General features: G+C 44.1%; 11 protein-coding genes. 7 read left to right on the forward strand and 4 right to left on the reverse strand.

Annotated features, from left to right (window positions below; all coding sequences use genetic code 11):
- Nucleotides 1-9 precede the first annotated feature (9 nt).
- Nucleotides 10-1029, forward strand: a complete 1020-nt coding sequence (locus GBV73_RS04630; RefSeq protein WP_152879666.1) for a TrmB family transcriptional regulator — start codon at nucleotides 10-12, stop codon at nucleotides 1027-1029.
- Here the strand turns inward: GBV73_RS04630 and tpiA are convergent.
- The 4 genes from tpiA to GBV73_RS04650 all read right to left on the reverse strand — a co-directional run bounded on the left by tpiA (nucleotide 1026) and on the right by GBV73_RS04650 (nucleotide 5293).
- Entirely contained in the window at nucleotides 1026-1700 is a 675-nt protein-coding gene (tpiA, locus tag GBV73_RS04635) for a triose-phosphate isomerase (RefSeq protein ID WP_152879668.1), read from the reverse strand. The genes GBV73_RS04630 and tpiA overlap by 4 nt on opposite strands.
- Nucleotides 1701-1738: 38 nt before the next feature.
- Nucleotides 1739-3703 (reverse strand): glyceraldehyde-3-phosphate:ferredoxin oxidoreductase, encoded by a 1965-nt coding sequence (gor, locus tag GBV73_RS04640; RefSeq protein WP_152879671.1) that lies wholly within the window; start codon nucleotides 3701-3703, stop codon nucleotides 1739-1741.
- A gap of 128 nt (nucleotides 3704-3831) precedes the next feature.
- Nucleotides 3832-4956, reverse strand: coding sequence for a fructose-1,6-bisphosphate aldolase/phosphatase (gene fbp / locus GBV73_RS04645; RefSeq protein WP_225806998.1), 1125 nt, complete (start codon nucleotides 4954-4956; stop codon nucleotides 3832-3834).
- A gap of 97 nt (nucleotides 4957-5053) precedes the next feature.
- Nucleotides 5054-5293, reverse strand: a complete 240-nt coding sequence (locus GBV73_RS04650) for a hypothetical protein (protein WP_042700209.1) — start codon at nucleotides 5291-5293, stop codon at nucleotides 5054-5056.
- A 428-nt stretch (nucleotides 5294-5721) separates the two neighbouring features.
- Here GBV73_RS04650 and GBV73_RS11310 point away from each other — a divergent pair, with 428 nt between their 5' ends.
- From GBV73_RS11310 to GBV73_RS04675, 6 genes are all read left to right on the forward strand, one after another.
- Nucleotides 5722-5994: a hypothetical protein gene (locus tag GBV73_RS11310; protein WP_253910296.1), complete on the forward strand. Its 273-nt coding sequence runs from the start codon at nucleotides 5722-5724 to the stop codon at nucleotides 5992-5994.
- Nucleotides 5995-6020: 26 nt separating this feature from the next.
- Nucleotides 6021-6791, forward strand: coding sequence for a CGP-CTERM sorting domain-containing protein (locus GBV73_RS04655; protein WP_253910297.1), 771 nt, complete (start codon nucleotides 6021-6023; stop codon nucleotides 6789-6791).
- Between the two features lie 90 nt (nucleotides 6792-6881).
- The gene (locus GBV73_RS04660; RefSeq protein WP_152879673.1) at nucleotides 6882-8279 is read left to right on the forward strand and encodes an ABC transporter substrate-binding protein; all 1398 of its coding nucleotides are present in this window, start codon (nucleotides 6882-6884) and stop codon (nucleotides 8277-8279) included.
- Nucleotides 8276-10120 (forward strand): iron ABC transporter permease, encoded by a 1845-nt coding sequence (locus GBV73_RS04665; RefSeq protein ID WP_042700219.1) that lies wholly within the window; start codon nucleotides 8276-8278, stop codon nucleotides 10118-10120. Before GBV73_RS04660 ends, GBV73_RS04665 begins: the two co-directional genes overlap by 4 nt.
- Nucleotides 10121-10129: 9 nt before the next feature.
- Nucleotides 10130-11194 carry an ABC transporter ATP-binding protein gene (locus GBV73_RS04670; protein WP_152879676.1) on the forward strand — a complete coding sequence of 355 codons (1065 nt, stop codon included), beginning with the start codon at nucleotides 10130-10132 and terminating at the stop codon, nucleotides 11192-11194.
- 32 nt (nucleotides 11195-11226) lie between these two features.
- On the forward strand, nucleotides 11227-11829 hold the full coding sequence (locus GBV73_RS04675) for a DUF447 domain-containing protein (protein ID WP_152879678.1): 603 nt from the start codon (nucleotides 11227-11229) through the stop codon (nucleotides 11827-11829).
- Nucleotides 11830-11916 lie beyond the last annotated feature (87 nt).

An 11916-nucleotide genomic window follows, 5' to 3' on the forward strand; every position in this document is an offset into this window, starting at 1 on the left:
GGAGAGCAAATGGAGGAAGGCGAGCTCAAGGCGCTCTTGAAGGAGTTGGGATTGAACAAATATGAGGTAAATGCATACCTTACTTTAATCAAGCAAGGACCCCTCACAGCGGGCGAGCTCGCCTCCCTCTCAAAAGTTCCCCAGCCAAGAATATACGACGTTGTGCGGAGTTTAATGAGCAAGGGCTTTGTTGCAATAACAAGTGAAAGGCCAAAGAAAATAGTTCCACTTGACCCGGAAAAAGTTTTCGACGAAATGGAAAAGGGCTACCTGAAAAAGGTAGAACTCGCAAAAAAAGAATTAAAAGCCATGTACACCCCCCACGAAAGCCGGAGAGAGGTAATAGTAGTAAAAAGCAAAACAACATTGGAGAACTACATAACAGAGGCAATAAAGAACGCCCAGTACCACCTTTCCCTTGCAATTCCTTCACAACTTTTGGAAAAGCTGGCACCATTTTTAAAGGCAAAAAACAAGGAAGTCACAATTGACCTCTTTTTGTATGGAAAGAAGGAAGTTCCAAAAATTGCAGACAAAATTAAGGTAAGAGAAGTAGAGGACCCAACAATAGTAATACAAGACAAAAATCTGGGCATTTACGCTCCCCCCGAAGCGTTCAAATCAAAAGAACAAACAATAAGGGGCTACGCCTTAATAATAATGGACAAAAATCTCCTTTTCATGCTCGATAGATACTTTTACCATGCACTGTGGCCCACTGGAGAACTAGTCTATAAGAAAAAAGAAAAAAGGATAAAGCTTCCAAAGAGCTACATACATATTAGAGCTCTCGTGGAGGACATAAGGGATCACAACCTAATTGGAAGTGAGATAGAAGTACACGGAAAGTTCGTGAAGACCCAAGAACCCGTCCATTTAATTGGAAGGATAGTTGACTTCTTTGAAAATGAAGGAAAGGTTATCTCAAACATAACAGTTGAAACAAAAGATGGAAAAAGGTATGTAGTGGGAGGATGGAACGCATCTCTAGAGGACATTGAAGCGGAGATAATGATCCTTAAAGGCTAAACTATCAGCGATACGAGGTCTCTTATTGCTTTTTCTGGATCTTTGGCTTTTGTAACACCACTTGCTAAGAGAACTCCAACCGTTCCCAATTCTAGAGCTTTCTTCACATCTTCTCCCGTTGAGATACCGGCCCCAGTAAGAACCTTAACCTCTGGGTTTACCTTCCTAACGAGCTCCACTGTGTTGGTTATCACCTCGGGCTTTGCCTTGCTGACTGGAATTCCAGTACCAATAAGCTCCGGCGGTTCAACAGCAACGTAATCTGGATTTAGAGCAGCAACTGCCGCACTAACCGCAGGATTATTGCTACAGACCATTGTCATTAAGCCGACTTCTTCAGCCCTTCTGATTGCAGCTTCTAAATCCGCAAGGATCATTCTGTTCTCGGAGTGGTTGAGCAAAGTCCCAACGGCTCCAGCCTCTTTCACTGCTTCTGGCAAAACGTGCCCGGTATGGCTTCCGGGTTTTATCGGGTCTATATGTTGAGCAAAGACCGGAATCTCAACTTCTTGAGCAATTCTATAAAGATCTACCAGCTGTGGGGCTACGACAATTGTTATTCCGGTTTCTTTGTAAACCTTTTCCGCCGCCTTGGCTATCTTTAAAGCCCTTTCCCCGGTGGCCTCAATATACGTCTTAAAATTTATAGCTATAATCGGCTCCTTCAACATCTTCTATCACCTCTTTTAGATAAAGTTAAAGCAAAAAATTAAAGAGTCCAATCAACTCCCAAAATTCTGCTGTATTCTGCCAAAACTCTCCTGAGATACTCCTTTGCAGTAACAACTTTGTCTTTCTTAAATTGCTCTGCCCACTTCTGGTTGCCAAACTCTTCAGCACCTTTTGCAATCAAATCTACAACTCTCATTGAATCCCAGAATACCGGCTCATAACCGGCCTTTTTGAGGAAGTTAACGAGTTTTCTTATCGTCTTTTTGGCCTGTTCTTCCATGTCTACATTTTCTCCATAAGCTTCCATGAAGAGTGCTCTCAACACAGGTGTCGCCCATCCACGGTGGAACCTGCACCATCCAACGTTGTCGTACCAGTACTCATTAAGGGCACTTGCAACTATCTTGTTTGCAAGCTCTTCAGGCTCAAGAAAGACTCCAAACTGGTAGAAAGTCCAATAGCGGCCCTGAATTGGCAGAGGTATGTAGTTTCCTATCGCCCAGTACATAGTTGGTACCATTTCTCCATTTGCCCCGAGCGGGGTATAAACTCCATAATCCTTGAAGCTCTCTCCATAACTCAGCCTGTCCTTGAACTTCTCGTCAAGTACCTCGCTTGCCCTCCTTATACCCTCTCCAATTATCTTGGCAATTTCCGTTTCAGCAAAAGCAACCCTATGGGCTAATTCAGCAACAAGCTTGGCATTCTTTTCACTGGTCTCGACAGGCTTTAGGAGAAGGGAGTCCTTATCAAATTCGGGCTTGTCGCTGATTCCAACTTCCTCTGGCTTGAGCAGTCCTCTATAGACAAGCTCCAAAACCCATGCGGCAGTGCCTCCAAAGCTGATAGCATCAAATCCCATAGCATCAACTGCGTGAACGCTTACATCACTTGCCCTAAGGGTTATCACACCGCTTAAAGGCCCATTAGCTTCTCTCGGCTCGTACTCTATGTGGTGACCGTTGGCGTATTTCTTACACACCACCGGGCACGGCTCTCCACAGTTAGTCCAGTTTTTAGTTTCTATCGCCTCTTTGTTGAAGGGCTCCCAGTAATATTTCATTATGTTCTCGTGGATTTTAATACGGTCTTCTTTTGGAATGTAGGGCATCTGCCAGTTGAGTATGGGCACTAAATCTCCTTCAGCTGGATAGTTTCCTCCAAAGGTTCCTCCCGTGTTGAGCTTAGGATTGTATTTGTATTTCACGGTCTTTTCTGATATGACCTCGTTCATGGGCTTCTTGTGAACGCCTTCAACTATCTGCTTTGCCACCGTTATGTTGCTTATATCACCCTTTGGGAACTTTCTCTTTGCTCTTCCACCAAATATTACGGCAACAACGTTGTGTGCCCTTAGCAGAACGCTTCCGGTACCCCCTCTTGCAGCCCAGTCCTCGCTTCCAACAACCCTCTTGCCGTTTCTCAAAGTCTGAGAGAACACCGCTCCCATATGGGTGTTTAGAGAAGCCGGCCCAACACAGGCTATTCTATACTCCATGCCGTCAAACTTGTTGTTGAAGTTATCTATGAGGTATTGAGTGAGGGCATAAACTCCTTCTTCCCCTTTGTAGCCCTTCCATATCTCGATTACCTTTTCAAGTTCAATCTCATGAAGCTCAACATTCAGGTTTTCTCCATCGTTGAAAAGAACTACAACTGTAGGCTTTTCCCTTTTGCCTTCAAGAACCACAAAATCTACTCCAACCCTCTGGAACTGATATGCAGCACCGCCCATCGTTGATGGAAAAACTCCTCCGTACTGGGGTGACCTATAAACAAAGGTCATTCTATGAGCGCCCGGAAGAACAGAACCAGCGAATGGTCCTTTTCCAAAAATCATGACGTTTCTCGGATCATACGGATCATCAAGCTCATAGGTTTTGTAAACCTCATCATGCAAATACAAGGCATAGTCAATTATGCCATAAACCCCCTCTCGCTCAAATTCTTCACTTTCAACTTTCTTTTCATTGAGGTTTATCTTAAGTACTGAAAACCTCATGTCCCTCCCTCCCATATCACTCTAAGTGTTATGTAGAAGAACAAATTATTTAAGATTTTGGGTAATTCAAGTGAATTTCATGAATTCCCAGAAACTAACAAAGAGAACAAGCAAAAAGATAAAGAAAATCAGACTGGCTCAAACCTGTCCTTAAGCCTCTCCAGAACACCAGGCAAGGTTGTGTACTCCATTTCCTCAAGCGGCAAGCGGTGTGGCTCAAATGGTCCATGCCTTCTCATGTAGTCTGCAATTTCCACTGCCTTCTTTCTTGCGTCATCAAATGCTATATCATCAAAGAGGTCAACTGGGCCTATCAGCTTTCCGTCTTTATTGATCTGCCATCCTAATGCCACAACCCTTGGAGGCCCATCGAACCTCGTGGGAGTTGCGTACTTAAGAGGAACGGGCACTATTGGGCCGTTGTGGGAACCTCTCATCCACCCACTCACAAGGTGTGGGAATGCAAATGGCTCAAGAACTTCTCCAAGGGCTGGAAGTCCGCTTTGAGCCCTTACTATTGCCACTGGGTCATCTTTTCCCACGTATTCCCCCGCAATTTCATACAGCTTTTCGGTGCTTATAACTGCCACCGGCTCGTCTTCGGGCAGATTGTGTCCTTTCTTTGGATACACGCGTTTTATCACGTATCTAGACTTTGCGCCTATGAGGGCCAAGATGTCATAAAGTTCTTCGGGTGAATTCAGGATAACTCTCTTGTGCTCCTTTATGTCCCATATCTCAAACCTGAAGCCCATATGCATGTGAGGATCGATGACAAGTCCGGCGGTGTTGAATGGATCGGCAAACATCCTGAAGATCGGCAGGTTGAATGCTCCCGGTTCTGTCTTATCCATGTGAAACGTAACTATGGGCTCGCTTTTTCTCAGGGTAATCTCCATCTCAGCTACTCCGGGGCCCATTCCCCTGACATTTCCGCTGAAAGCATCTTTAAGCAAATCCTGGCCAGCCCCGTAGAGACCGAGCTCTTTTGCTATTTCAGTTGCCTCTTTAAACACATCCCAAGCCAAGCCATGTACTTTCTCACTATCAACACCGTGTTTGTGCGTCATAATGAGCTGCAGATCATCACCACAATATGTGGCGTAGAAATCGATTATCGTTCCTTCTTCTTTTGCCTTACTCAAAATCTCGTTGGCCTTATCTATCAACGCTGGATGAACCTTGCAGTGTCCTGGCCATCCTCCGATATCAGCCTTTATCACACTAATGGTTATTTTTTCTCCAACCGCCACATAGCATCACCAATAATATGTTTACTTTCAGTTTTATAAAATTTTACCACCATAAAATATATCACTTCCAATGATACCAAAGGAAAAACAAAAGAGTTCAGCAGATATCCGTCCAGCCGAATTCCTCTCTTGCAACTCTTATAAGTTCCCTAAGTTCCTCTTTCTTGATGTTGACGCTGCTTACCGCGCCCACAACAGCTATAATTCCATGAACTTCCTCCTGGACCTGAATGACGTCGTCACTTATCTTTGTCACCTTAAGCTCCCTTCTTGCAACTTCCTCCTCTGTAATCCTGAACTTGTCCTCCCCAATTTTTACATGCTTTATCTCCGTCATGGATATCCCTCAAATAACATACGATTTCAAATATGATAAGCTTTACTATAATGTTGAACAATGTAAAGATAAAAGCACCAAAGTGATTAACATCAAGGATTAAAGAGAACAACAGTGAAGGCAGTTTTAGCTCAGAAAAAAATAAATGGCGACGTATTTATCGATTAAACCCATCAAAGCCGATTCTTATGGGAGAGAAGTGGAACACAAGAAAAAGCACGAGAAAGGATGTGAAGAACATGCAATGTAAAGTTTAACTTTATAATATATCTTATTCCATTTGAGGCAGAAAAGGGATCTTTAAGCTTCGCTTTCGACTCTAGCACTTTTTGAATGAATTTAAGAGAATAATATCCCCCTATTATCGTACGCAGTATCGTTCTCACAGTCAAAAATCTTATAACTTTCAAATTTTATAAAATACTTTGGTGAACGCCATGAGGAAGCTTTCGATACTAATTTCAGTTTTTGTATTGTTTGGTCTTTTTGGTATGGCTTTTGCCAGCGCAGCAACAGTTGCAGTGGATTTAGCCCACGGAGAAAACGAGAAGTACCTTGCAGAGGATGTGCTTGAATACGGAACTAACAAGACTCTTGCCCATGGAATTGTAAAGACCATTACCGATGTCGAATGGGGCTATTTTGGTGACCCGATGGCCGCAGACACGCTCGGTATTAATCACCTTTTGGAGAAAAGATAACTGCCGATGCCCTTGCAAACGTTGACATGCTCATTCTCGGACAACCAACAAGCCCGTTCCAACCCGATGAAATCCAGGCCATTGCTGAATGGTTCAAGCAAGGAGGAAAAGTTCTCTGGGTTGCCGCTGATAGCGACTATGGTAGTAGCGGTGTGCTGGCACAAGATATTGTCAACGCCCTTCTTGACCAGCTCGGCGTTGGACACTTAAGAATTGACCTCTGTTCTGTTGAAGACCCAACAAGCAACGCTGGGGCTTCTTACAGAGTTGTTGGTCTTGTGCAGCCAGATGATAACACCCCAGACAAAGAAAAGCTCACCCAGAACTTCCAGCATGAGGGTAAAGTCCTCTACCACGGCCCCGCAATAGTTGCATGGGTTGATGACAACGGAAACTGGCAAAAACTCGTTGACGGAAACATCCCAGAGAACGTTTATAGGATTGTAAAGACTTCACAAGACGGTACTATTGTAGAGAACAATGATCCTCCCGCATATGCATACAGCGCTGGAGACGTAGGAGTCTTTACGCTCTTAGCGGCAGAAATAATTAAATTTGATAACGGAAAGCAGAGCGTCCTCATCGTAAGCGGTGAGAGCCCATACGGTGACTATGAACCAACCTGGTCAGCCCAATACCATGGAGTCGACCTCGATGGTCCAGCATTTGTTACAAACATGATACACTGGTCATTAGAGCAAGCCTCAAAAACAGAAACCAGCAGCGGAGGAGTTTGTGGCCCAGCGGCTTTAGTAGGGCTAATCCTAATCCCACTAGCCTTTAGAAGGAAGAAGTGATTTTCCTCTTTCCATTCTTTTTGTTTAATTTTAACATCTTTATGGCAAAATTTAAAAATGGGCATCTGAACTCCAAAAGGGGTGAGCTTGATGAAAAAATTTGCGAGCCTTTCGATTTTGATCATTGTATTGCTCAGTACAGTCGCCGCAGGATGTATTGGCGGAGAAGGAACCCAGACAGGAACACAAACTGGAGGAGAGGGAATAACACTTGTAGTTTTAACAAGACACGACGTGAATATACAGGTAATGGCAAAGAAGATGTTTCTCCAAAGCGATATAGCAAAACAGTACAACATCAAGGATGTGAAGTTTATAAAAGCTCCTGAGTCACTGTGGCCGGACTACATAGAAAAAGGAGCCGACGTTGGATGGGGAGGAGGGCCAACACTCTTTGATGACCTCTTCAAGAACAATTACCTCGCTCCCATAGAAGACCAAAATGTTCTCGGGCTTATTGGCACCCAAATCCAAGAAACAATTGCTGGAATGCCCATGGTAAGAAAAGGAGATGATGGAAAAGTATACTGGATCGCAGCGGCATTATCTTCATTTGGATTCACTGTGAACCATGATGTTCTTGAGAGATGGAGCCTTCCTGTTCCCCAAGGGTGGGAGGACATAGCAAGTGAAACCTTCGCCATGGATCCACCTCAAGTAGGAATTGCCGATCCAACAAGAAGTACTTCAAATACGAGGATTTACCAGATAATTCTCCAGGCTTTTGGATGGGATGAAGGATGGAAGGTTCTCACGCTAATTGCTGCAAATTCAAAGATTTATGACGCCAGTGATGCCGTTAGAGAAGCGGTAATTGCAGGAGACATAGCTGTCGGAAGTACAATCGACTTTTACGGATACACTGCAATGAAGTTGAATCCTTCTTGTGAGTACATCATTCCAAAGGGACAGAGCATTATAAACGGTGACCCAATAGCCCTTCTTGTGAATTCAAAACAAAAAGAGGCTGCACAGGCGTTTATTTACTGGGTTCTAACGGAAGGGCAAAAGATATGGCTTGATGAGGAGATAAACAGATTACCAGTCAATCCAAGCGTATTTGATACTCCAGAAGGACAAAAGAGACCCGACCTGAAGAAAGCTTATGAAAGCGCTCTAACCACACAAGGAATAGAATTCGACGACAATAAAGCTCTAGCTACAATAAACTCAATGCAGCTCTATTTCAAGGCTACATTAGTCGATGCAAACCAAGAGCTCCACAGAGCATGGGTTTCATTAGCTAAGGCCTACAAAGAAGGAAAGATAAGTGAAGAGAAATACAAAGAGCTAAAAGCAAGGCTCCTTGAGCCTGTAAAGTTCAAAGACCCAGATACGGGAGAAATTGTGACCTTAACAGAGGAATACGCAGAAAAAATCAACGACAGACTTGCAAAGGATGCTTCGTTTAGAGACACCTTGATGCAAGAATGGAGAGATGCTGCAAGAGAGAAATATCAAAGCATCCTCGCGGAGGTGCAAGGATGAAGGTTAGCAAATGGAGTGAGAGACTGTTTGGGACTCCACTGTTCGACCCCCTTGTCGCTTTCTCTTATATTTTTCCACTGTTGTACCTGATAGTGTTTTTGATAGTCCCCGTTCTATCTATGCTGCTTATAGCCTTCACGTATGATGGAAATATTTCCCTCCACTGGTTTAAGAGCATACTCACCGATTCTTACTATATCCAAATACCCCCACGAGGGGAGTTTGCCCAAAAATTGGCGACCTCCACCGGAGAAAGCTTATATTTAATCAGAGGGCTAGACTTCGGGGTCGTATTGAACTCTCTTGTTGTCGCCATATTAGTAACGCTCCTTACGGCAATATTAGGAACTGTCTTTGCCTTTGTGATGGCGAGATACAACTTCAAAGGGAAGAATTTCTTTAGAATTGCCCTCTTCATCCCACTGCTGGTAACTCCATTTGTGAATGCCTACGTCATAAAGCAAATGTTCAGCGAATATGGCCTTATAAACTACATCTTTCACGAAGTCCTCCACATCCTTCCGTTTAGGATTAAAATAGACGGTTTAGCCGGTGTGGTTTTAGCTCAAGCTATGGCATACTACCCGATAGTTTACCTGAACGCCTATGCGAGCTTTATCAACATAGACCCAACCCTTGAGGAGCAGGCGGAAAACCTTGGAAGCAGGGGATTCCACCTCTTCAGAACAGTAACGTTCCCCCTTGCTCTCCCCGGAATCGCTGCGGGAGCAACACTGGTCTTCATATTCAGCCTCGAGGACTTAGCAGCACCCGTTGTTTTCCATGGGGACCCATTAGCCAAGAAGCTCATGTCATACCAGATATTCAGCAAGTTCATCTATGGTCTTGGTGAAAGAAGCCCAGAAATAGCCGCCCTTTCAATAATAATGCTCGCCTTAGCAGTAATTGCTTTCCTCGGCATAAGGAAGTACGTGGGCTTGAGACAGTATGCAATGTTAAGTAAAGGCGGAAGATGGAAGCCAAGAATAAGCGAGCCAAAACCATGGCAGACCCTTTTGATCTACTTAGTCCTCCTCCCAGTGTTGTTAATCACAATCTTCCCACAATTGGGTGTGGTCATGCTTGCTTTTTCAGAAAGATGGACCACAACCGTCCTTCCGCAGGGATTCACAATTGACTACATCAAAGAAATGATACTGAACCCCGACGTGAGAAGGTTTATTGTAAACAGCCTTGTCTACTCCGGAGCAGCTGTAATTCTCATAGTACTGCTCTCAATAACCTCATCCTACGCTACAAGCAGATTCAAAGGCATTCTAAGTCCCGTCCTTGAGAGCATAGTGATACTCCCAATTGCGGTACCGGGAATCGTGGTAGCAATGGGATACTTCTATTTCTTCTCAGCAATAACCCCAGAGAACTCACCACTAAATCCAACATCGCTCTATGGATTTAACCCGGCACTGGTGTTGATACTTGCTTACTCTATAAGAAGGCTCCCGTTTGCAGCAAGATCCGTTTATGCTGGCCTGCAGCAGGTTCATGTTTCTCTAGAAGAAGCCTCCATGAACCTCGGCGCCTCAAGATGGAAAACGATAATTGGAATTTTGTTGCCGCTGATATCTCTGAACGCTTTTGGAGGAGCAATGCTGAGCTTTGTTTATTCAATGAGCGAAACAAGCGTTGGAATAACCCTTGGTTCAATAAACATGGAACAGGCACCAATAACGGCATTCATGAAAGAAGTCCTGATGTCCGCAGCGGGCAGTATAAACATAGCAGCAGCATTAGGTGTTCTCTTGATAGTTGTGCAGATAACTGCTATTGTGGTAGTTAATATAATCACAAAGCAAAGATACTCCTTCATTGGGCTAACATGAGGTGAGAATATGGTTGAGGTCAGGCTTGAGAGTATAGTGAAAACTTTCGGTGAAACCGTTGCTCTGAAAGGTATCGATCTCCACATAAAACACGGAGAGCTATTTACACTGCTCGGGCCAAGTGGATGCGGAAAATCGACCACGCTGAGGATAATTGCTGGTCTCGACTTCCCTGACAAAGGGCACCTGTACTTCGATGATGAAGAAGTGACCTACAAAAGTTCAAGTGAAAGAGGAGCTGTGCTGGTTTTCCAGAACTACGCATTATGGCCCCACATGACAGTTTATGACAACATTGCATATGGACTCAAAATAAGAAAGCTCCCCAAGCAGGAAATCGAAAGAAGAGTAAAATGGGTCCTTGAGTTGGTTAAACTCCAAGGATACGAGGACAGATATCCCACACAGCTCAGTGGTGGTCAGCAGCAGAGAGTTGCCATAGCCAGGGCACTTGTGGTAGAACCCAAGTTACTTCTGCTTGACGAGCCCCTCTCAAATCTGGACGCAAAACTCAGGTTAGAGATGAGGTCTGAAATAAGAAGGATACAGAGAGAACTTGATATCACAGCCATATACGTCACTCACGACCAAGAAGAAGCAATGGCAATAAGTGACAGGATAGCTGTGATGAACATAGGGCAGATAGAGCAGGTGGGAACACCAAAGGAAATATACGAAAAACCAAAGACCGAATTCGTGGCATCATTTATGGGCAAAACCAACGTAATCCCTGCTGAAGTCGTGGAAAGAGAAGGGGACAAGGTAACGGTTGAATTCGAGAACTTCAGACTCGATGGGCTCACATACACAGACAAAAGTGACAAAGTCGTCATAGTAATAAGACCAGAGCGCATCAGCTTACACCCCATCGAAAATGCCGTGGCAATAACGGGCAAAGTCGACCTTATAGAATACTACGGATTTTTCATCGAAGTCGTTGGACTGTTTGGAGAAACTAGAATAATTGCCAGAACAATAAACGACAAAGACGTTGTCCACTTAAGACCACAAGGCGAAGTGACATTCTACATAGACAGAAACGACATTCTTGTGCTCCCCAAACAAAACCTCTAATTCTCTTTTTTCTTCCGTCGGAGGGTTTAATAATGGAAATTTTAAAAGAAGGTCAGATCTACGAAGTCCTCCTTGTAACCAAGTCAAACATAACTCCAGTTGGGGTTACCAGAAAAGACAAGAGACTGAATTTCAAGCTTTTTGAGGGGAAGAGTGCCAGAGATATAAAGGAATATCCCTATGGAGCGATTCACATAACATGGGACGTTGAACTGCTGGTAAAAACCGCCCTAAATCTGCCGGTTGAAGTTGAGTTCGAAGATGCAAAATCAGTTCCCATCAGGAAAATCAAGGGGCTTCCCAGCATAGAAGGAAGGATAAAATTTTCCGAGAAGGAGATCGAAGACAAATTGGGGAAAGCACGTATTTTGGAGTGCTCATTGATTCCAACTTATGACGACCTACACCCGGTTTTAGTTCCTCCTCCCAGCCGGGTTGACTTCTACCTGCTGGAGATGGCCATACACCTCACAAGGCTGTATGTGACAACTAGATCATTGAATGTAGGAGAATCTCAAAAGCTCTACTCAAAGATTTGGGAAAGTTATCGGCTTTACAAAAAGCTTGGAGGCAATAGCGAACTCGCAGAGAAGATTATGGGGTTTGCAACTGCAGCTTTGAGATGGAACCCCTGAGAAGGGGTGAGGGCGTGTTTAGTTTCACCCCCTGTTATTTAAACAGTATTTGACTCTGAGGAGGATTTTCAGACCATAACACATTAC

The organism is Thermococcus sp. 101 C5 (assembly GCF_009372125.1).
GTDB lineage: Archaea > Methanobacteriota_B > Thermococci > Thermococcales > Thermococcaceae > Thermococcus_A > Thermococcus_A bergensis.